Source organism: Rhodopseudomonas sp. WA056, from assembly GCF_010906995.1.
Taxonomy (GTDB): Bacteria; Pseudomonadota; Alphaproteobacteria; order Rhizobiales; family Xanthobacteraceae; genus Rhodopseudomonas; species Rhodopseudomonas palustris_G.
Map to the genome: position 1 here is coordinate 1 of NZ_QPFS01000057.1, position 21,197 is coordinate 21,197.

Annotated in this window: 15 protein-coding genes and 1 riboswitch; of the genes, 11 read left to right on the top strand and 4 right to left on the bottom strand. The window is 65.1% G+C overall.

The window, feature by feature from the left end; all coding sequences use genetic code 11:
- The coding region (locus tag DU475_RS12945) for a putative urea ABC transporter substrate-binding protein (RefSeq protein WP_164632364.1) at positions 1–772 on the bottom strand (772 nt) is incomplete at its 3' end.
- 75 nt (positions 773–847) lie between these two features.
- Positions 848–952, bottom strand: a riboswitch (guanidine-I (ykkC/yxkD leader).
- A 515-nt stretch (positions 953–1,467) separates the two neighbouring features.
- On the opposite strand from DU475_RS12945, the gene DU475_RS12950 reads away from it, so the two are divergent.
- From DU475_RS12950 to DU475_RS12960, 3 genes are all read left to right on the top strand, one after another.
- Positions 1,468–2,553: a hypothetical protein gene (locus DU475_RS12950; protein WP_164632365.1), complete on the top strand. Its 1,086-nt coding sequence runs from the start codon at positions 1,468–1,470 to the stop codon at positions 2,551–2,553.
- A gap of 11 nt (positions 2,554–2,564) precedes the next feature.
- Entirely contained in the window at positions 2,565–5,147 is a 2,583-nt protein-coding gene (locus DU475_RS12955) for an NHL repeat-containing protein (RefSeq protein WP_164632366.1), read from the top strand.
- A 258-nt stretch (positions 5,148–5,405) separates the two neighbouring features.
- Positions 5,406–7,793: a hybrid sensor histidine kinase/response regulator gene (locus tag DU475_RS12960; protein WP_164632367.1), complete on the top strand. Its 2,388-nt coding sequence runs from the start codon at positions 5,406–5,408 to the stop codon at positions 7,791–7,793.
- Between the two features lie 24 nt (positions 7,794–7,817).
- Here DU475_RS12960 and DU475_RS12965 read toward each other — a convergent pair whose 3' ends face one another.
- A complete protein-coding gene (locus tag DU475_RS12965; RefSeq protein WP_164632368.1) occupies positions 7,818–8,612 on the bottom strand; it encodes an IclR family transcriptional regulator in 795 nt (264 codons plus the stop codon).
- A 361-nt stretch (positions 8,613–8,973) separates the two neighbouring features.
- Between DU475_RS12965 and DU475_RS12970 the strand changes: the two genes are divergently transcribed.
- The 7 genes from DU475_RS12970 (at position 8,974) to DU475_RS13000 (ending at position 16,711) form a co-directional block, all read left to right on the top strand.
- Entirely contained in the window at positions 8,974–10,332 is a 1,359-nt protein-coding gene (locus DU475_RS12970) for an aromatic ring-hydroxylating dioxygenase subunit alpha (protein ID WP_013500916.1), read from the top strand.
- Entirely contained in the window at positions 10,329–11,789 is a 1,461-nt protein-coding gene (locus DU475_RS12975) for a glutamine synthetase family protein (protein WP_164632369.1), read from the top strand. The genes DU475_RS12970 and DU475_RS12975 overlap by 4 nt, the downstream gene beginning before the upstream one ends.
- Positions 11,790–11,837: 48 nt before the next feature.
- Positions 11,838–13,013 (top strand): ABC transporter substrate-binding protein, encoded by a 1,176-nt coding sequence (locus DU475_RS12980; protein ID WP_164632370.1) that lies wholly within the window; start codon positions 11,838–11,840, stop codon positions 13,011–13,013.
- 376 nt (positions 13,014–13,389) lie between these two features.
- Positions 13,390–14,256 (top strand): branched-chain amino acid ABC transporter permease, encoded by an 867-nt coding sequence (locus tag DU475_RS12985; RefSeq protein WP_013500919.1) that lies wholly within the window; start codon positions 13,390–13,392, stop codon positions 14,254–14,256.
- Between the two features lies 1 nt (position 14,257).
- Positions 14,258–15,256, top strand: a complete 999-nt coding sequence (locus DU475_RS12990; protein ID WP_013500920.1) for a branched-chain amino acid ABC transporter permease — start codon at positions 14,258–14,260, stop codon at positions 15,254–15,256.
- Entirely contained in the window at positions 15,253–16,017 is a 765-nt protein-coding gene (locus tag DU475_RS12995) for an ABC transporter ATP-binding protein (RefSeq protein WP_013500921.1), read from the top strand. Before DU475_RS12990 ends, DU475_RS12995 begins: the two co-directional genes overlap by 4 nt.
- Positions 15,998–16,711, top strand: coding sequence for an ABC transporter ATP-binding protein (locus DU475_RS13000; protein ID WP_164632371.1), 714 nt, complete (start codon positions 15,998–16,000; stop codon positions 16,709–16,711). The genes DU475_RS12995 and DU475_RS13000 overlap by 20 nt, the downstream gene beginning before the upstream one ends.
- A gap of 21 nt (positions 16,712–16,732) precedes the next feature.
- Here DU475_RS13000 and DU475_RS13005 read toward each other — a convergent pair whose 3' ends face one another.
- Positions 16,733–19,270, bottom strand: a complete 2,538-nt coding sequence (locus tag DU475_RS13005; protein ID WP_164632372.1) for an HWE histidine kinase domain-containing protein — start codon at positions 19,268–19,270, stop codon at positions 16,733–16,735.
- Between the two features lie 263 nt (positions 19,271–19,533).
- Here DU475_RS13005 and DU475_RS13010 point away from each other — a divergent pair, with 263 nt between their 5' ends.
- Positions 19,534–20,277 (top strand): Crp/Fnr family transcriptional regulator, encoded by a 744-nt coding sequence (locus DU475_RS13010; protein WP_013500924.1) that lies wholly within the window; start codon positions 19,534–19,536, stop codon positions 20,275–20,277.
- A gap of 54 nt (positions 20,278–20,331) precedes the next feature.
- Here DU475_RS13010 and DU475_RS13015 read toward each other — a convergent pair whose 3' ends face one another.
- Positions 20,332–21,063 (bottom strand): Crp/Fnr family transcriptional regulator, encoded by a 732-nt coding sequence (locus DU475_RS13015; RefSeq protein ID WP_164632373.1) that lies wholly within the window; start codon positions 21,061–21,063, stop codon positions 20,332–20,334.
- Positions 21,064–21,197: the final 134 nt, after the last annotated feature.

Here is a 21,197-nt window from a genome sequence, read left to right on the forward strand (position 1 = left end):
CCTTGGCCGCCTTGGCCTCGGCGCCTTCCGCCGTCATCTTCGCCATGGTCTCGTACCAGATGCCGACCAGCGCCTTGGCGAAGTTCGGATTGTCCTTCACCACCGCGGTGTTGGCGACCATCAGATCCATGATTTCGCCGGGGATCTGCGAGGAGTCGAACACCTTGTGGGCGTCGGGCGAAGCGAGGATTTCGGAGACGATCGGATTCCACGTCACCACCGCGGTGACGTCGGCGGTCTTGTAGGCGGCGGCGAGGTCGGCGTCGGAAGTGTTGACGACCTTGATGTCCTTCTCGGTCAGCTTGTTGGATTCGAGAGCCCGCGCCAGCAGATAGTGCGACACCGAGAACTCGACCAGATTGACCTTTTGGCCCTTGATCGCAGCCAGATCCTTCTTGTCCTTCAGGATCACCGCGTCGTTGCCGTTGGAGAAGTCGCCGACGATCACCGCGGTGGTGTCGACGCCGCCGGCGGCGGGAATCGACAGTGCGTCCATATTGGTGATCGTCACCGCGTCGAAAGAGCCGGCGGTGTACTGGTTGATCGACTCGACGTAGTCGTTGAACTGCTTCACCTCGATGGTGATGCCGTATTTGTCGGCCCACTTCTTCACGATGCCGGTGTCGGCGGCGTAGCCCCACGGCATCCAGCCGACATAGATCGACCAGGCGACCTTGAAGTCTTTCTTGGGGGCGGCGGAGGCTCCGGCGACGCTCAGCGCGACGATCGAACCGGCGAGGATCAGAGAAGACAGCAAACGTGTTTTCCGCATCGGATCATTCCTCAGAATCTGGTCACGATGAGGAATTGACATGGACCATCGTTTGCCAATTCCTCGGCTTACGAGGTCTCCCGGGCTTTTGTCCCGCCGTGCGTCCGAAGGATTTCTCCCTCCGGGGGGCAGCTCTCGGACCAGCGTCTGAAACAGACCGGAACCCTAGCCGCCAACTCTGGGGCGATTGTTGCCTAACTCACCGGTGTTTGGAAGCATCGCACCGCACAAACAATGTGCAGGCGGCGATACTTGTTTGTTCAGATTGGCGAACGATCCGGCGGGTTAGGTATCATCATGAGGTGGGAGCCGCTTTCGACTGCGCACAGCAGGCCCCGCATGCAGTCCGCAGCGCCGTCGGTGCGACGGGACGCAGTGAAACCGAACGGCGACTCCTCCACCGAAAGAATGGAATTCGGTCTGGGGGCTGATCCATGATCCTCCTGGAGGGTAAGTAATAGCCCCGGCCTTCGCCGAGATCGATTCGCGATTGATTTCGCTCAATGCAACTGCGCCAGCGTCGGCTCAGCCTTGCAAAGAATGTGGGGGCCGGGCCCTCATTGAACCTGACGTGAGCCGGACGGCCGAAAGGGCTGATCATGGCACGTTCAATGGTTTGGCGAGCTGCGTATGCAGCCGTTGTTGCGGCGACCTTGCTCGTGTCGCCGGCGCGTGCCGGATGCAGTCCTGAAGACATGGCCGACGCCTTGGCTGGGACGCTGTCCGCCGGCTGGGCCTGTAAGTCAGTCTATCAAGACGACACCAGCCGATACGCAGCCATCGCGTTGACCGCAGTCCTCACCGGTGTCGCCGCGCAGGGATCGGACACCGGCAAAGGACAAGCCCTGGTCGATCAGTTCTGCGCGGAAGCCCAAGGCAGCGCCGATCAGATCGTCAGCAAGCTCAATACGATCTTTGGAAACGCCGTCGCCGAAGCGGTGCTCGGCGATCTTTCGAAGCAGCTCGCCGCAGTCGGCGCGGCTGCGGACGTGGTGAAGTGCTCCTGCAAGAGTGAACAGACCACCATCGGGCTGGGTTCGGAGGCCGGCAACTGCCTCGAAGAGGCGTTGTGCTGGGGGCAGGAGCAGTTGGGGTGGCAGTCTTGCGGGAAGTGCGAGGTTCGTCCGCCCGTCCGCGCCGTCTGCGCGGCCATCCCAGAAAGCTGCAGGAAGATCCACTTCAAGGAATGGTCGAAGCATGCGGAATGTCAGGGCATCGGCGGTGCCGGTTCGATCTTCAGCCCTTCGAGCAAGGGGTTCTACAAGGACACCTATGACCGTTATGGCGTGTCCATCGTCGAAACAGGCGATGGAACGCTGGTCGTCACCGATCCAGGCCAATATGCCTGTCATAGCGGCATCTCCTATTGCAGTTGTCCGAAGCCAATGGTGCCGAAGTGGTCGCAGGTCGCCAATCCCGGCTCGGGCGACAACAAATACGTGTTCTCTTGCGACTGTCCGAAAGGCACCCACCCGGGAAAATTGACCTCCGACAACATCTCCGAATGCCTGTGCGACGACACCAATCAGGTGGCGAGTTTCGGCTTTGCACCGTTCGGCATGTGTCCGCCGCCGGCTTGCCCTGCCGGACAGACGAGGCTCGGTGGTGACAAGAACAGCCCGTGCGTGACGCCGTGCTCCGACAAGAGCCAGGGTATGGCCTTCGACGGGAGCTGCTGCGATCCCGCACAGATGTCGAATTGCGGCGAATGCTGCGCGCCCGACACCGTGCCCAACGTCAAGACCGGCTCATGTGAGCCGCGGCCCAAGCCTCCCAAATGAGGCGCACAACCATGACCATCTCCGGCCGCCCCGCCTTCCTCTCAGCCCTTGTCCGAGCGATACGAGGCTCGGCCTGCGCACTGGTCCTGACGCTCGCAGGCGGTGCCGCCGCAATCGCGCAATCATCGCCGGGTGTGTACGCGCCGGGCGACGCCGCCGTGACCGGCTTCTCGGGTGCGGTTCGGCCGTTTCAGATCGAGCCTGGTCAGGACCCGAATCTTCGGACGTTCATCGATCCCGATGGGCCATCGCTCCGCGTCATCGATCTGAGGCGGATGGACGGGCCGCCGTCGGCGCAGCCGGTCGGCGTGCCGAAACCGTTCACCGTCAGCGCCAAGATGATCGGCCAGGTGTTCGGCGTGGCGGTGGACGACAAGTTCAACATCTACGTCGCGGCGAGCTCCGCCTATGGCATCGCGATCGTTGCTTATGGCCCCGACGGACAGCCTCAACGCATCAGGCAAGGGAGCAGGGACGCGACCTTCATGGCGGCGCAATGGGGACCGGGCGGAGGGCCGGGATCAATCTGGAAGATCAACGGTGCGACGGGCGCCGTGACGCTGTTCGCGAATGTCGCCACCGGCGGCAAGCCCAACAGCGCCGCCGCACTCGGTGGATTGGCTTTCGATCCGATCAGCGCCTCCTTGTTCGTCGCCGATCGCGAAACCGGCCTGATCCATCGCTTCGGCGCCAGCGGCTCCGACCTCGGCGCTTATGATCATGGCATCGTCGGCACCGCCGCTGCAGGGCTTCCTTCGGCTCCGCCCCCGCCCGCAGCCGGCGCGGACATCTCGAGCCCGCAATTCGACAGCGCTCGTCCGGAAACCTGGGGTTATGCCGCACCGGCACGGCGGGTGTTCGGCTTGGCGGTGCACGGTCGTCGGCTTTACTACGCGATAGCCGAGGGGCTGCAGGTGTACTCGGTCGGTCTGCGCGACGACGGGTCTTTCGGCACCGATGCGCGGCTCGAAGTGGCAGTACCCGCAGCTGCCGCTCCCTCCGAGATTTCCCGCATTGCGTTCGACGACGCGGGACGAATGTATCTCGCCGAGCGGCCCGCGCCGACCGGCGCGCAGGATTTCGAGGCGTTATCGGTCCCGTCGATCGGTCGCGTGCTGCGCTATGCGGTGATTGGCAGGATCGAAGGCGGCAAACCGATCTGGCAGCCTCTGCCGGACGAGTATGCCATCGGTCTGGCTGCAGATTTCCGCAACGGCAACGGTGGCGTCGCGATCGGCTACAGCTACGATGCCGATGGTAAGCTGAATCCGGAGTCCTGCGGCGGCTTCGTCTGGAGCACAGGCGAACAGTTGCGTCGGACGGCCGATGCCGGGCTGATAGCTCGACTCGGCCGAGCCGATGCGCTCGCGATCAATGGGTTGCAGGGAAACCCGGTGTGGCGCGTCCGTCGCGGCGAGCAGCCCCCGCTGCTGAGTTACTTCATCGACTATGCAGATGCGCCGTTCGATTCCTCTGCGCGGGGGCACCTCGGAGATATCGCCATCTTGCGGCTGTGCACGCGGCCGGCCGCCGAGCTGCGCATGGCGCCTGCCCCGGCCGGCGCGCCGCCGTTCGTCGGCAGTCCGATCCCGCCCGGTCTGCAGATCTGCAAGACCCACGTTTGCGGTCCGGATGGCTCGGTTTGCCCGCCCAGCCAGATATGGATCATCAAGACCAATCAGTGTGGAACCGGTTGCCCGCCGCCGGACATCGTTATCAACGGCCAATGCTGCTCGCCTATCGATCTTGAGCCCGGTGGCGCCTGCTCCAGCCGGACTCCGTCGACCGATATCGGCAAGCCGATGTGCGGTGCCGCCCAGACCGCGATCGGTGCGGACAAGCAATGCTGTGACAACAGCCAGATCTACTCCGGCCCGAACGGGGAGCAGCAGTGTTGCGCAGGGGCTCTGGTGAACGGCAAATGTGATCCGCTCAAGCCGAAGATCCCAGACTGGGCTTGTCCCGGCTGCTGTGCGCCCGGCTACACCAAGACCGGCGGCAAGTGTTGTCTGACGAGTCAGATGACCTCGACGGGTCAATGCTGCGCGTCCGGGCAGACGCCGAGCGCCGATGGCGCGATGTGTGTCCCGCGTTTTTGGCTGCCAAAGCTGTCGCTGTGCTGTGCGCCGGGCTTCGTGCCGACCGGCAAGGCCAAGTGCTGCGCTGCTGCCAATCTGACGACCAGCGGCGAATGCTGCGCGGTCGCGGTCGATCCTCAGGATCGCAAGCAATGTCCCACTCAAACCTCGCCGCCCCAGCCTTGCAAACGCGGCGAAGTCCGCAACAGCAAAGGCGCGTGCGTGTCCGCGACGCTGCAGCCCACGCCCGCTCCACGCGAAATGCTTCGTCCCAAGTGCCGGCCCAACGAGCGGCGTGACGCCCGCGGCGGCTGCGTCGCGCGCAAGTCACGGCCGATGCCGGACACGCCTCCGGCGGTGATCCGGCGGCCGACCGTGTGTCCGCCCGGTTTCGTCCTTGGTCCGCTCGGCCAGCGCTGCTTGCCGGCGCGAGGCGGCCGGATCATTGGACCGCCGGTTCTTGGAGGAGGGCGGGATGGTCATCTTAGAGGCGGCCCGCCTGACGGACGCAGATAGCGTCCGGGCCCTCAGACGACGCCGACGATCGCTCCGTGACAGAATGGGGCGCCGGGGGGCCGCTGCGGTGCTGCTTGTCAGGAGCCTTGCGGCACCGAGCCGGCGCCGATGTTGTCGGGTGGAGGGAGCGCTCCAGCAGACCAGCGCGCCTGCGACACGGCGGCACCCTACCGATGTCGCCTCCCTGCTCGCTCTCGCGTCGACTCCTAGCGGGCGATTGCGTTAGATTCGGTTTGCACAAGCCCAGCAGAGGCGAAGGTGACCAGCAAGCTGTCGGCGTCCGAGCAGGCGCTCATCGACCGGGAAAGGGAACTCGCGGAGGTACAGCGCATCGCCAAGGTCGGCGGTGTCGTGGTGGATCTGACCGCCGGGTTCCGCAATCATCGTTCGCCGGAGTATCTGGCGATCCACGGGCTGCCGCCCGAGGCGGTCAACGAGACCCACGAAGATTGGGTCGGCCGCCTGCATCCAGAGGATCGCGAACGCGCGGAGCGACAGTTCCTCGATTTGATCAAAGGAACCTCCGATCGCTATTCCGCCGAGTATCGCATCGTCCGGCCCAATGACGGCGAGGTGCGCTGGATCGCGGCGGAAGGGCGGATCGAGCGCGATGCGTCGGGCCGCGCGGTGCGGATGGTCGGCGCGCATATCGACATCACCGATCGCGCCGTCGCCCGCGAGATGCTGCGCGAGAGCGAGCAACGCTTCAAGGCGATCGCCGACAGTGCGCCGGTGCCGATCTGGGTCACCCGTCTCGACCGCACCCGCAGCTTCGCCAACCGCGCTTATTGCGACTTCATCGGTCTGCCCTATGACGAAGCACTGGTGTTCGACTGGCGCAGCATCATCCACCCGGACGATGTTGCGGAAGTTGTCCGCGCCAGCATTGCCGGCGAAGCCTCGCTGCTGCCGTTCGTGCTCGAGGGCCGCTATCGCCGTGCCGACGGGGAATGGCGCTGGATCAGGTCGGAGTCCCAGCCGCGATGGGATCCGGCCGGGCGGCATATCGGATTCATCGGTGTTGCCCACGACATCACCACCGCCAAGCAGGCGGAGATCGAGCTGCGCAACGTCAACGATACACTGGAGCGGCTGATCGCGCAGCGCACCGCGCAACTGCATTCCAGCGAGTCGCAGCTTCGCACCATTCTGGAAACCACCAACCAGTATCAGGGCCTGCTCGATCTCAAGGGCCGACTGCTGTACGTCAACGGCACCGCGCTGGCAGGGATTGCGGCCGAGCCATCGCAAGTGTTGGGCGCATTGTTCTGGAGGACGCCGTGGTTCGCGGCCACGCCAGAAGCTCCGGAAGCGATCGAGCGCGCGTTCCGGGCGGCTCGGGCGGGGGAGATCGCAAAGCGTGATCTCGAACTGCAACTCCCGGCCGGCCCGCGCCACATCGATTTCTCGTTGCGGCCGGTGGTGGATGCGCAGGGCGAGGTGATGGCGGTGCTGGCCGAGGGCATCGATTCGACCGAGCGCCGCCGCAACGAGGAGGCGCTGCGGCAGGCGCAAAAGATGGAAGCGGTCGGTCAGCTCACCGGCGGCGTCGCCCATGACTTCAACAACCTGCTCACCATCATCCGCTCCGCTGTGGACTTCCTGCGCCGGCGCGATCTGCCCGAGGAGCGCCGCCGCCGTTATGTCGATGCGATCTCGGATACCGCCGATCGCGCCTCGAAGCTCACCGGGCAGTTGCTGGCGTTCGCGCGGCGGCAGCCGCTGTCGCCGGTGGTGTTCGACGTCGCCGCCCAGATCCAGAGCATTGCCAATCTGATCCGCCCGCTGGTCGGCAGCCGGGTCGAGATCGACGTCGACACCGAGCCGGGACCGAACTACGCGATCGCCGATGTCGGACAGTTCGAAACCGCACTGGTCAATCTTGCGGTCAACGGCCGCGATGCGATGAACGGCGAAGGCCTTCTGTCGATCGCGCTGCGCCGCGTCGACGAGATCCCGCCGGTGCGGTCGCAGCCGGCGCGGCCGGGCGCGTTCGTGGCGGTTTCGGTCACCGACAGCGGCAGCGGCATCGCGCCGGGCAATCTCGACGTGATCTTCGAGCCGTTCTTCACCACCAAGGAAGTCGGTCGCGGCACAGGGCTCGGCCTCAGCCAGGCGTTCGGCTTTGCCAAGCAGTCCGGCGGCGAGATCAGCGTGCACAGCACGCTGGGCGAAGGGGCAACCTTCACCCTCTATCTGCCCCAAGCGCAGGCGCCGGAGCAGATCGTAGCGGCGAAGCTGTCGCGCACCGATCCGGCCGGCGGTCTCGGTCATCGCATCCTGGTGGTGGAGGACAATGTCGAGGTCGGCAAGTTCTCGACCGAACTGCTGCAGGATCTCGGCTACACCATCAAATGGACGAAGTCCGCCGACGAGGCGCTGGCGGCGCTGGCCGAAGACGAGTTCGCCTTCGATCTGGTGTTTTCCGACGTGATCATGCCCGGCAAGAACGGCGTCGAACTGGCGACGATCATCCGCGAGCGCTATCCCGGCCTGCCGGTGGTGTTGACCAGCGGCTACAGCAGTGTGCTCGCCGAGAATGCGCATCAGGGCTTCGAGCTGGTGCAGAAACCGTATTCGGTCGAGGCGATCTCGCGCGTGCTGCGGCGGGCGATCTCCGAGCGCAGGTCGCGGCCGACTGGATGAGTGAGGTCGCTACGGTCCGCGAACTCACATCATCAGCGGCCTGGCTTCTTCGGCCATCGCCTGCAGCAGCGGCAGGAAGCGGTCGATCATCTCGCCGGTGGTGATGCGGTCGACATGAGCGCCGATATTGGCGGCGGCGACGATGGCGCCGTCGTAGCGGCGGATCGGCACCGCGACCGAGCGGAAGCCGGGCTCGGCTTCGCGATCGACCAGCGAGTAGCCCTTGGTGCGATCGGCAATGATGGTGGCGATCACCGTCTGCTTGTCGGTGATGGTCTCTTCGGTCTGCCTGGTCAGCGTCATGCCGTTGATCGTCGCCGTTAGCTCGCTGTTGTCGAGTCGGCTGAGCAGCACGCGGCCGACCGAGGTGCAGAACAGCGGCAACCGATAGCCGAGATCGATGCCGGCCGAGAACACCCGCGCCGGGCTGGCGCGCGCCACGAACACCGCGTCATCGCCGTCGAGTATCGCCAGCGAGCAGACTTCCTTGGCGGCGGCCGAGACCCGATCCATCAGCGGCTGCAGCACCGCGCTGATCTGGTTCGACGCCAGATAAGCGGACGCCAGCCCGAGCACGCGCGGCGTCAGCGCGAACAGCCGGTCGTCGCTGCTGACGTAGCCGGCGCTCTGCAACGTCAGCAGGACACGTCGCGCGGTCGCGCGCGGCAGATCGCAGGCCTTGGCGACATCGCTCAGCGTCATCGGTCGCTTCTCGGTGCCGAAGGCCTCGATCACCCGCAGTCCACGCGACAGGCTTTCGATGAACTCGGCGCTCTCGGTCGGCGCATCGTCGGCGGCGGGGCGTTTCAGCTTGGGCATCGGTGGGTACTTCAGTGTGGGGTTGCTGGCGAGCCCTATGGCGAGTCTCCGCGACCTATGGGCGCTGAGCTATACGATAGTTCGTTATACGAACACAAGTTCGCTAATGCTTTGAGCGGGTGCCATCCTCATAGGCAGCCATCGCGGAGAATTTGCTCTTGCGTGACTTGCTCTTTAGAGGCAGTTTCATTCTAAACGAACGAATGTTCGTCTATCGAACGTTTTGCTGTGCAGGGCGAATGATGGTCAGGATCAATGTCAGCGGCTATGGCACCCACAAGCTGCTGCGCCCGCCGACCGCGATCGCTTCTGCGCTCACAAAAAGGCAGCCGGCCGAGGCTGCGCGAAGGAGGCCAACGCCATGATGAGCCAGGAACAGAACGATCTAATCACCCGGGTCGGGCCGGGGACGCCGTGCGGCAAGCTGATGCGCGCGTACTGGCAGCCGGCTGCCCTCGTCGACGAGCTCGAAGGTGAGCGGCCGATCAAGCCGGTGCGGCTGCTCGGCGAAGACCTCGTGCTGTTCAAGGACGAGAACGGGCGCTACGGCCTGATCGATCGCGATTGCCCGCATCGCGGCGCCGATCTCGCCTTCGGGCGGCTGGAGAACGGCGGGCTGCGCTGCGCCTTCCACGGCTGGCTGTTCGACGTCGACGGCAATTGCACCGACACCCCTGCCGAGCCGGTCGGCTCGCCGCTGTGCAAGAACATCAAGCAACGCGCGTTCCCGGTGGTCGCCAAGGGAGGCATCCTCTGGGCCTATCTCGGCGCCGGAGAGCCGCCGGCGTTTCCGGAGATCGACTGCTTCGTGGCGCCCGACAGCCATGTCTTCGCCTTCAAGGGGCTGATGGAGTGCAACTGGTTGCAGGCGCTGGAAGTCGGTATCGATCCGGCGCACGCCTCGTTCCTGCACCGCTTCTTCGAGGATGAGGACACCTCGCAGGCCTACGGCAAGCAATTCCGCGGCGCCTCGGCCGGCAGCGATCTGCCGATGACCAAGGTGCTGCGCGAATACGATCGTCCGATCATCAATGTCGAGCACACCGAATACGGCCTGCGGCTGATCGCGCTGCGCGAGATCGACGACGAGCGCACCCACGTCCGCGTCACCAATCAGCTCTTCCCGCACGGCTTCGTCATCCCGATGAGTACCGAGATGACGATCACGCAGTGGCACGTCCCGGTCGACGACACCCACTGCTACTGGTACGCGATCTTCACCAGCTACGCCGCGCCGGTCGACAAGGTGAAGATGCGCGATCAGCGCCTCGAACTCTACGAGCTGCCGGACTACAAGTCGCGCAAGAACAAGACCAACGATTACGGCTTCGATCCGCACGAGCAGGCGACCGCGACCTACACCGGCATGGGGCTGGACATCAACGTCCACGACCAGTGGGCGGTGGAGTCGATGGGCGCGATCCAGGACCGCACCCGCGAGCATCTTGGACAAAGCGACAAGGCGATCATCCAGTATCGCCGGCTGCTGCGCCAGGAGATCGAGAAGGCCGCCTCCGGCGGCAAGCCGCTGCTGGCGCTCGACGAAGCCAGCGCACGCGCGATCCAGGGACCGGCGACGATGGACGGCATCGGCCCGAGCCGCGGCTGGGAGACCTATTGGATGGAGGTCGACGTCAAGCGTCGCCGCGGCGCGCCCTGGGCGGCGCCGGTGCCGTCCGAGATCGCCGCCAAGGTCCCGCATCTGACGGCAGCCGAATGAACGTGCATCAGCGATACGCCATGGGCGACAGCCTGGCAGCGAAGCACGGGCTGTGGTCCGAAGAGCAGATCGATGCGGCGGCGCGCGTCCGCCGCATCGCCGAAGAGCAGGGGCTCGAAACCATCCGGTTCTCGTTCCCCGATCAACACGGCATCCTGCGCGGCAAGACGCTGGTGGCGTCCGAAGCGCTGAACTGCCTCGACAGCGGCGCCACCATCACCACCACGATGCTGGCGAAAGACACCTCGCACAAGACGGTGTTTCCGGTGTTTCAGGCCGGCGGCGGCTTCGGTATGTCGGAGATGCAGGGCGGCGCCGACGTCGTCATGCTGCCCGACCCGACCACGTTCCGCGTACTGCCCTGGGCACCGACCACCGGCTGGGTATTGTGCGATCTGTATTTCGCCGACGGCCGCCCGGTGCAGTTCGCGACCCGCGGGATCTATCGCTCGGTGCTGCAGAAGCTCGCCGACCGCGGCTACGACTACAAGGCGGGACTCGAGGTCGAGTTTCACGTCTTCAAGGTCGAAGACTCCAAGATGCGGCCGGAGCATGCCGGCCAGCCCGGCGAGCCGCCTGAAGTCAGCCTGCTGTCGCACGGCTATCAGTACCTCACCGAGCAGCGCTACGATCAGATGGAGCCGGTGCTCGAACTGATCCGCCGCGACATCGTCGCGCTCGGCCTGCCGCTGCGCTCGATCGAGGTCGAGTTCGGCCCGAGCCAGTGCGAGTTCACCTTCCAGCCGACGGTCGGCTTGCTGCCGGCCGACCTGATGGTGCTGTTCCGCGCCGCGGTGAAGCAGATCTGCCGCCGTCACGGTTATCACGCCACTTTCATGTGCCGGCCGCGGATCCCCAACGTGGTGTCGTCGGGCTGGCATCTGCACCAGTCGCTGGTGGCGCGCGACGGCGGCCGCAACGCCTTCATGTCGGACACGGACGTGCTGTCGGATTTCGGCAGGCACTATCTGGCCGGCCTGATGACGCATGCGCGGGCCGCGACGGTGTTCACCACGCCGACCATCAACGGCTACAAGCGTTATCGCTCCTATTCGCTGGCGCCGGATCGGGCGATCTGGGGCCGCGACAATCGTGGTGTGATGTTGCGGGTGCTCGGCGGGCCGGGCGACAGGGCGACGCGGATCGAGAACCGCGTCGGCGAGCCGGCCGCCAATCCGTATCTCTATATGGCGTCGCAGATCCTGTCCGGCCTCGACGGCGTCGACCGCGGGCTCGATCCGGGCCCGTCGGCGGATACGCCCTACGAGACCAAGGCGGACCTGCTGCCGAAATCGCTGCGCGAGGCGATCTTCGCGCTGCGCGACGATCCATTCTTTCGTACCGCGCTGGGCGACGAGTTCGTCGATTATTATACCTTCATCAAGAACGCCGAGATCGAACGTTTCCAGGCCGAGGTGACGGAATGGGAACAGCGCGAATATTTCGAAATGTTCTGAGCATAGCCAAACGCAAATAACTGGATCAGGCAGAGGAGAGCGAGACGGATGGTGAAAAAGTTTGGGTGGCTGTGCGCGGCCGCGGCGATTTCGTTCAGTGTCGGCGCCGCGCAGGCCGATACCATCAAGGTCGGCGTGATCGGCACCATGTCCGGACCGTATGCGCTGTTCGGCAAGAACTACAAGATGGGTATCGACGCCTGGGTCGCCGAGCATGGCAACAAGGTCGGCGGCCACACCGTCGAGTTCGTCTATCGTGACGAAGTCTCGCCGAATCCGGCGCAGTCCAAGGCGCTGGCGCAGGAGCTGATCGTCAAGGAGAAGGTGCAGTATATCGCCGGCCTGTATTTCACGCCGAACGCGATGGCGGTCGCGCCGCTGCTGCAGGAAGCCAAGGTGCCGATGGTGGTGCTGAACGCCGCGACCTCGTCGATCACCGAGAAGAGCCCGTACATCGTCCGCACCTCGTTCACGATGTTCCAGAACACCGTGCCGGCCGCCAAGGTCGCCAAGCAGAAGGGCGCCACCAAGGTCGCGATCGCGGTCAGCGATTACGGCCCGGGCATCGACGCCGAAACCGCGTTCAAAAAGACCTTCGAAGGCGAAGGCGGCAAGGTCGTCGAGGCGATCCGCATGCCGCTGTCGACCACCGACTTCGGCCCGATCATGCAGCGCATCAAGGATTCCGGCGCCGACATGATCTTCACCTTCCTGCCGGCCGGTCCGCCGACGCTCGGCTTCGTCAAAGCCTATATCGACAACGGCCTGAAGGCGGGCGGCGTCAAGCTGATGTCGACCGGCGACGTCGTCACCGAGCCCGATCTGCCGAATATCGGCGATGCCGGCCTCGGCATCCTGTCGACCTATCACTACGCGGTGTCGCATGAATCGCCGGAGAACAAGGCGTTCCTCGCCCAGCTTCAGAAGGGCGGCGCCAAGCTCGACGAAATCACCATGACGTCGGTCGCCGCCTATGACGGCGCCCGGCTGATTTACAAGATGATCGAGGCGACCGGCGGCAAGCAGGATCCGGAGAAGGCGATCGCGGCGGTCAAGAACATGCAGTGGACCAGCCCGCGCGGCCCGGTCTCGATCGATCCGGAGACCCGGCACATCAACCAGAACGTCTATCTCCGCGAGGTCGAAAAGGCCGACGGCAAGCTGATCAACAAGGAGATCGAGACCTTCAAGGCGCAGCCCGACTGGGGACTGGTTAAGCAGTAAGCCGAAACTTTGGGCCCTCCGCGCCTGCGTTCGTGACTTGGCGCGGAGGGCTGTTGTCGACTAGTACGGGGCAGGTGGGCCTAGGATCAGGGTTGGCTTATCGGGACGGTTGCCACAAGCACGACCTCATGGTGAGGAGGCGCGAAGCGCCGTCTCGAACCATGGGCCGCCAGCAATGCGTGGCCCCATCCTTCGAGACGCCCGGCTTCGCCGGGCTCAGGGTGAGGACTCAGTGCAATGTGGAAGCGGCGATAGCGCTTCAATCATTTGGTGAAGCGCTCTAGGACAGCGGCGTCAAAGCGAGAGTCGGGAGTCGGGTTGTGAAGGCTGTGTTGAATCGATCGATATCGGCAGCGTCCGCGCGAGCGGCAACCTGATGCGGACGATTCTCGGAATCCTGCCGGACGCGCTGGCCTACGGCATGGTGCTGTTCACGATCTCGATCGGCCTGTCGATCATGATGGGGCTGATGCGGGTTGTGAACCTCGCCCACGGCGCCTTCGCGATGATCGGCGGCTATCTCGCCTCGTTCGCTCTGGTGTCGCTCGGCGTCTCCTATCCGATTGCGATCCTGATCGCGGTGATCGGCGCCGTGATCATCTCGGTGCCGTTCGAATTCCTGCTGTATCGCCGGATCTATCGTCGCTCCGACGAGCTGACCCAGATCCTGCTGACGATCGGCATCACCTTCTTCATCGTCGGAATCGCCAACTATATCTTCGGCCCGACCTCGAAGCCGATCCCGCTGCCGGAGGCGCTGCGCGGGCCGTTCGATCTCGGCTTCCGCATGATCCCCGCACATCGGCTGTTCGTGATCGGCTGCGGCGTCGTCACCGCGGTGGCGCTGTGGCTGATGATCGAGAAGACCGAGTTCGGCGTGCGTCTCCGCGCCGCGGTCGACAACGGCGATATGGCCGAAGCGCTCGGCATCCGCACCCAGATCGTGTATTCGGCGACCTTCGCGCTGGCTGTCGGACTTGCCGCGTTCGGCGGCGTGGTCGGCGCCGAGCTGCTGCCGGTCGAGCCGTTCTACGCGTTGCGCTACATGGTGACGTTCCTGGTCGTGGTTTCGGTCGGCGGCGCCGGCTCGGTCACCGGTGCGATGGCGGCCTCGCTGCTGCTCGGCCTCGCCGACACCACGGGCAAATATCTGGCGCCGGAGTTCGGCGAATTCTTCTTCTATGTCGCGGTGATCGTCATCGTCTATATCTTCCCCCACGGCCTGTTCGGAAAGGCGCACTAAGATGGCGACCTTGTCTGTGCCCGCCACACCGACCGCGACCGCCGGTCTGCGCAACGATCTGATCGCCGCGGCGGTGATCGCCGCGCTCGGCGCAATCGGCTGGTTCGTGTTTCCCGACGATCTCGCCTTTCTGATCCGCGTCATCGGTCTCGCGTTCCTGGTGATCTCGCTCGATCTCGTCACCGGCTTCTGTGGCGTTGCCACGCTCGGCCATGCGGCGCTGTTCGGCGTCGCCGCCTACGCGGCCGGCAATGCCTGCCTTGCCGGGATCACCGACCCGATCCTGATGCTGCTGATCGGCGCCGTCGCCGGCGCCGCGACCGGGCTGATGTCGGGCGTGCTGGTGACGCGCTTCCGCGGCCTGCCGCAACTGGTGCTGTCGATCGCGTTCGGCCAGCTCGTCGCGGCGCTCGCCAACAAGCTGTCGTCGATCACCGGCGGCAGCGACGGTCTCGCCGGCATTTCGCCGGGGCCGGTGTTCGGCATCTTCAATTTCGATATGTTCGGCCGCACCGGCTACGTCTTCTCGGTGGTGGTTCTGTTGATCACCATGGTGCTGCTGCTGCGGTTCGCGCGTTCGCCCTTCGCGCTGATGTGCCGCGCCATCAAGGACGATACGCTGCGGACGCGGATGATCGGTGTCTCGGTGTATCCGCGGCTGGTGGTGATGTACTGCGTCGCCGGCGTCGTCGCCGGGATCGGCGGCGCGCTGACGGCGATCAACACCGGCGTGGTCGGTCTCGACAGCGTCAGCTTCGAGCGTTCGGCCGAAGCGCTGATCATGCTGATCCTCGGCGGCGCCGGCAATCTGTGGGGCGCGCTGATCGGCGCGATCCTGTTCGAGCTGTTCCACCATTACGTGTCGGCCGCCAGCCCGTTCCACTGGATGATCCTGATCGGCGTGCTGCTGATCGTGGTGGTGCTGTTCTTCCCCAAGGGCCTGGTCAACGAAGTCACGCGCCGGATCGGCGATTTCAGGCAGGCGAGGGCGGCGCGATGACGACCTTGCTCGAAGTCCAGCGCCTGTCGAAATCGTTCGGCGGCCTTCGCGTCACCGACGACGTCTCGTTCACGCTGTCGAGCGGCGACCGTGTCGCGCTGATCGGCCCGAACGGTGCCGGCAAGACCACGCTGGTCAATCAGCTTTCCGGAGACCTGGCGCCATCGGACGGTCGCATCCTGCTGGCTGGCGAGGACATCACCAGTGCTTCGATCCCGGAACGCGTCCGCGGCGGGCTGGTGCGTACCTTCCAGGTGACGCGGCTGTTCACCAGCCTCACGGTGGCCGAAAATGTCGCGCTGGCGGTGATGCAGCGCCGCGGCCTGACCAAAAGGATGTTCTCTTCCGTCATCAACAAGGCCGACGTTCGCGATGAATGGCAGGGCGTGCTCAACCTGCTCGGCATCGGCCATCTGGCGGCGACGCCGGTGACCAAGCTGGCCTACGGCCAGCAGCGGTTGCTCGATCTCGCCATCGGCCTCGCGATGAAGCCGCGGGTGCTGGTTCTGGACGAGCCCGCGGCCGGCGTGCCGCACGACGAGTCGCCGCGCATTCTCGAAGCGATCGGCCGGATGTCGCCGGAGATCGCGATCCTGATGATCGAGCACGACATGGATCTGGTGTTCAAGTTTGCGCGGCGCGTGCTGGTGCTGGCGAACGGCGCGCTGATCTTCGAAGGCACGCCCGCCGAGGTGAAAGAAAACGACGCCGTCCGTGCGGCCTATCTGGGAAGCTATGCCGATGCCCGCCGCGCGTCTTGAAGTTGACCGTCTCGCCGCCGGCTACGGCTCGGTGAGCATCCTGAGCGACGTCAGCTTCGCCGTTCCGGCCGGCGGCCGGCTGACGGTGCTCGGCCGCAACGGCGTCGGCAAGACCACGCTGCTGGCGACGTTGATGGGCCTGACCACCCACAAGGGTGGGACGGTGCGGATCGGCGAACGGGACGTCACCGGCCTGAAAACCTTCGCCCGCGCCGCCGCCGGGTTCGGTTATGTACCGCAGACCCGCGACGTGTTTCGTTCGCTCACCGTCGAGGAGAACCTGTTCACCGGTCTCAAGGGCCGGCCGCGGGCCGAGCTCGAGTCTGTGTACGCGATGTTTCCGCGGCTCGCCGAGCGCCGCAACCATGGCGGCATGCAGCTCTCCGGCGGCGAGCAGCAGATGCTGTCGCTGGCGCGCACGCTGCTCGGCAAGCCGAGTGTCCTGCTGCTCGACGAGCCGCTCGAAGGACTTGCGCCGGTGATCTGCGATCAGTTGATGGCGACGATCGTCGAGCTGGCGCAAAGCGGCGACATGACGGTGGTGCTGGTCGAGCAGCAGATCGAGCGAGCGCTGGATTTCGCCGACGATGTGCTGGTTGTCGAGCGGGGCCGCATCGTCTGGCGCGGCCGGGCGGCGGAGTTCAGAGCAGACCGCGAATTGGCGGACCAGTTGCTCGGCGTCGGGATCGGCTGAGCTACGGGGCTGGCGCGCCGTTCAGTCGCCTGCATCGAGCATTGCGGAGAGGGCGCTGCGCAGCGAGTCGATCGAATACGGCTTACGGACGATCGGCAGATCACGCATGCGCTCGGGAATCATGGCGGTGTCGCCGTAGCCGGTGGCGAAGATAAACGGGATGCCGAGGCGTTCGAGTTCGTCGGCCACCGGAAGCGAACTGCCGGCGCCGAGATTGACGTCGAGGATTGCCAGCGTCGGCGGCGCCTGAGCAATCGTCAGCAGTGCCTCCTCGGCAGACGCCACCGAGATCACCGACTTCGCCCCGATCGCGCCGAGCATTTCCTCGGCGTCGAGCGCGATCACCAACTGATCCTCCACCAGCAGGATCGAGGCTGCAGCGATGTTCAGGTCGCCGGTCTCGGTCGCCCGACCGCCGACGGGTGGGCTCGACGGCCGTTGCAGCGTCGCGGTGACGAATTTGGCGGGGATGCACAGCCTGGCCACGACGCCGCCCGGCGCGTAGTCGACTTCGCTCGTTCCTCCGAGATCGAACGGGATGCTGCGGCTGAGCAGCACCGTTCCGAAGCCTTGCCGGGTCGGCGGCCGGACCGCGGGGCCTTGGCTTTCGGTCCACGCGATCTCGCAGCGCCCGTCGTCATGCACGGTCCAGGCGACGTTCAGGCGTCCCGCGGAGCGCGACAGCGCGCCGTATTTCGCCGCGTTGGTCGCCAGTTCGTGCAGCACCAGCGCCAGCACCGAATAGGCGCGGGCATCGAGCCCGACATCGGGACCGTCGAGCGCGATCTGCGCTGCCGGATAGGGTGACAATTCCGCGTGGATCAGGTCGAGCAGGGCACCGCCGCCGTCCGACCGCACCACCTGATCGTGCGCGAAAGACAGCGCCATGATCCGCCCGCGCAAGGCGCTGGCGAATTCCTCCAGTGACCGGCCGTCGTCGACCGGCTGGTTCACCAGGGATTTGATCAGCGCCAGGATGTTCTTGACCCGGTGATTCAATTCCTCGTTCAAGACCCGCTGCCGCACCTCGGCCTTCTTGCGCTCGGCCGAGAGGATCTCGCTCTGTCGTAACAGCACCTCGCGCAACCCGACCTGGATCGTCGCGGCGGTGTCGCGGTCGTCGCCGCTCCACGGGATCGATTGGCCCTCGACCTGTTCCTTCCAGATCGCAAAGCTGCTGCGCGGGGTGAGCCGGTCGCCGAGCGGGCCGGTATCATAGGTCTTGTTCGGGTCGCCTGCCCAATCCAGCGTCTGGACCTGTTCCTTGCGGAAGAACAGAAGGTAGTCGCGGGCGGTCTGAGACAGCGGAATTGCCAGCATCCCGGCGGCGGCCTGGGCGTAGTCCGATGCTGCTACGATGCGATCCGAGAGCGCGTGCGTCGCGACGATCTCGCTGCCGGCGCGACCGGTGAGAAGCTGCATGATCGCAGGCAGCGCCTCCGCCGGCGGAGTCGAGCCGTGCGCGGCCCAGACGCCGTTCATCCACAGGCCGACGCCGTCGCTCGGGATCAGGTCGGCGATGCGTCTCAGGTTGTCGCGCAGAAAATCGTCGACCGATGCGTCGAAAGACATCTGGCTGGTCAGCTCGTCGAGTGTCCGGCGGGTACGCAGTGAGGCCTGGAACCGGCGCTGGTGGTGGACGGCGGTGAAATGCAGCGAGAAGAAGTCGGCGAACATTTCGGCGGCGACACGCTGCGCCATCGGCACGATACGCGGTTCGTAATGATGGCAGGCGATCAGCCCCCACAGCGCGCCGTCGATGATGATCGAGAGCGACATCGAGGCACTGACGCCCATGTTGCGCAGATATTCGAGATGAACGGGTGACACGCTTCGCAGGTGCGCAAACGACAGGTCGAGCGCCGCACCGGAGGCGTCGAGCTCCGGGACGATCCGGCTGCTCGCGCCGCTCGAGTCCGAAATCACCCGGATGGCATTCTTCAGATACAGCACCCGGGCCTGCTGGGGGATATCGGAGGCCGGGAAGTGCTGGCCGAGAAAGCTCTCGAGGTCGCGTCGCCTGGATTCGCCGATCACCTTGCCGGAGCCGTCGACTGCGAACCGATACATCATCACGCGATGATATCCGAGCATCGCCTGCAGATAGCGGGGCACCCGTGCCGCCATCTCGTCGAGCGACTTCAGCTCCTTGGTACGCGCGATGATCTGCCGCGTCAGCCGCAGCGGGTTGTCCGCCTGATCGGCGGCCGCGGGTTCGAATTCGATGATCGAGGTGCCGTCGTGCTGGTGCAATGAGACGTCGAACGTCCGCCCCGTCGTCCGGTCGCGCCAGCCGAAGATCAGTGCGGGGCGTTTCGGGTCCGTCGCCTGCGCCAGCGCGTTGCGCAGCGAGTGGGCGTCCGTTTCACCGAAGTAATCGGCAAGCCGCTCTCCGACCCGCGGCGTTTCGCGGCCCAACAACGTACCGGCGTTTTCCGAGGTCCGGGTGATCCGGATCGCCTGCGCGTCGCAGGCCAGCAGGCAGCCGTGTGGCTGGATTCGCCCGGGGATGTGAATCGGTTCGCGATCGCAGGACGTAAGGTCAACGTCATTCGACATGGCGGCGTCCGCCTCGGGTCGCCGATCTGCGGCGGCGCGTCGCGGTCCGCTCAGCCGAGGACGAGCGGCGAAAGGACGAGACCGTCGTTGATGATGAAACCCCGAGTGCCAAATCGAAAGAGCCTGTGCGGTAAGCCGAGGAACCAGCCGTCCGCCAGCCGAGGCGGGAGACAGCGCATCCACGCTTGCCTCGCTTGGCGCCGGAACCAACTTAGCGATGGCGCATTGATTGTTCCGTTCACTAGTGGACACAGGAACAGCCGATGCCGTCGTCTTCGGGAAGACCGAACAACAATTTATTGCGAGCTCTGAGCGCCCAGGACTACGAGCTGATCCGGCCGCATGTGAGGTGCGAGACCAAGGCTGCGGGAGAATTGCTGTATCGGCCGGGCGATCATGTCGGCAGCGCCTATTTCCCGTGCGGCCCGAGCTTGGTCTCTTATGAAGTCACCGATGGCGACGGCCGCAACGTCGAAACGGTGCTGGTGGGGCGTGAAGGAGCCGTCGGCGGCATCGTCAGTCTGGGCTTTCTGCCGGCCTATTGCCTGATCGTGGTGAAATTCGACGGTCCTTTCGTTCGCGTCCCGATCGTCAACATCCAGTCCGCCAAGGATCGCTCGCCGAGCTTCAAGAACATGTTCGCGCGCTACGCCGACTGCCTGATGGCTCAGATGTTCCAATCGACCGCGTGCAACGCGATTCACTCGATCGAGCAGCGCACCGCGAAATGGATCGCGGCCGCGATGGACCGGACCGGAGAAAACCTGGTGCCGCTCACTCACGACCAGCTCGCGGCGATGCTCGGTGTCGGGCGCAGCTACACCAGTCGCGTGTTGCAGGCATTTCGGCAGGAGGGCATCCTGACCACCCGCCGCGGCGCGCTGATCGTCGACGATCCCGACAAGCTGCGGCTGCGCGCCTGTCGCTGCAACGAGGCGGTGAAAGAGCATTTCGACATCGTGCTGCGTGGCGTCTATCCCGAGCCGGACGACGCCGCCGTCGCCTGAGTGAGCCCATGCCGTCGCCGGTGGTCGTGCACCCGGTGGTCGTGGGCCCGGTGATCAGCGCGGCGGCGCCCGCCTCAGATGCAGATATCCGGGATCGAATTCGCCGATCTTCGCCAGCCCCTGCCAGTTGCGGATGGTCAGAACGCCGTGACGGAAGTCCATCGTCTTGGATGCACGCAATGTCGCGATCGTCCGGTTCACGGTCGCGATCGCCATGCCCAGCGTGTCGCCGAGATGGGCGAGGCTGATCGGAAACCGCATCGAGTTTCCATCGGTCAGCTTCGAGGCTTCGGCGCGGTAGAACAGCTCGCAGAACAGATGTGCCATCCGGGCTCGCATCGTTCGCGCGCTGTTGTTGGTGATCGCTTCTCGGAAAATCGCGGCGTCCACCAGGGTCTCGCGCCAAATCGCGAAGCCGAGGCCGGGGCGGGCTTCGAACATCCGCAGGATCTCCCGGTGCGGAATGATCGCCATCGCCGCATGTCCGATCGCGCAGATCGAATGATCCATCCGCTCGAGGAAGATGCCTTGCGAGTCCGGCAGGTCACCGACCATGTGGAAGGATAAGAACTGTCGGCGGCCGTTTCGCTGCAAATGATACCGTCCGACTATCCCGTCGACGACCAGAGCCGCGCCTTTTGGCGTTTCGCCTTGCCGAATCAGATCCTCGCCGCTGTCCAGCTCTCGCAAGGCGAAGGTCAGGTTGCGAATTGCATTCACGTCGTCGGCCGACAGACGGGAGTGCTCGCGTAGTTTGTCGATGAGGACGCGATGGACATCCTTCATGGCTCGCCTTTCCGATTTAGATCATCTGATAGGGTGTGTTCGAACTTGGGGGCTTCAACTCCGCGAGGCGGAAGAGGTTGCAATCTTGGTGCCGGCCGGCACGTGTCGGTCCCCGCTTGCGCGCCGCGCGTCCG

Coding starts and splice junctions, on each gene's coding strand:
- DU475_RS12950 (WP_164632365.1), top strand. CDS start 1,468: ATGGCCGACGCCTTGGCTGGGACGCTGTCCGCCGGCTGGGCCTGTAAG.
- DU475_RS12955 (WP_164632366.1), top strand. CDS start 2,565: ATGACCATCTCCGGCCGCCCCGCCTTCCTCTCAGCCCTTGTCCGAGCG.
- DU475_RS12965 (WP_164632368.1), bottom strand. CDS start 8,612: ATGCCCAAGCTGAAACGCCCCGCCGCCGACGATGCGCCGACCGAGAGC.
- DU475_RS12970 (WP_013500916.1), top strand. CDS start 8,974: ATGATGAGCCAGGAACAGAACGATCTAATCACCCGGGTCGGGCCGGGG.
- DU475_RS12975 (WP_164632369.1), top strand. CDS start 10,329: ATGAACGTGCATCAGCGATACGCCATGGGCGACAGCCTGGCAGCGAAG.
- DU475_RS12980 (WP_164632370.1), top strand. CDS start 11,838: ATGGTGAAAAAGTTTGGGTGGCTGTGCGCGGCCGCGGCGATTTCGTTC.
- DU475_RS12985 (WP_013500919.1), top strand. CDS start 13,390: ATGCGGACGATTCTCGGAATCCTGCCGGACGCGCTGGCCTACGGCATG.
- DU475_RS12990 (WP_013500920.1), top strand. CDS start 14,258: ATGGCGACCTTGTCTGTGCCCGCCACACCGACCGCGACCGCCGGTCTG.
- DU475_RS12995 (WP_013500921.1), top strand. CDS start 15,253: ATGACGACCTTGCTCGAAGTCCAGCGCCTGTCGAAATCGTTCGGCGGC.
- DU475_RS13000 (WP_164632371.1), top strand. CDS start 15,998: ATGCCCGCCGCGCGTCTTGAAGTTGACCGTCTCGCCGCCGGCTACGGC.
- DU475_RS13005 (WP_164632372.1), bottom strand. CDS start 19,270: ATGTCGAATGACGTTGACCTTACGTCCTGCGATCGCGAACCGATTCAC.
- DU475_RS13010 (WP_013500924.1), top strand. CDS start 19,534: ATGCCGTCGTCTTCGGGAAGACCGAACAACAATTTATTGCGAGCTCTG.
- DU475_RS13015 (WP_164632373.1), bottom strand. CDS start 21,063: ATGAAGGATGTCCATCGCGTCCTCATCGACAAACTACGCGAGCACTCC.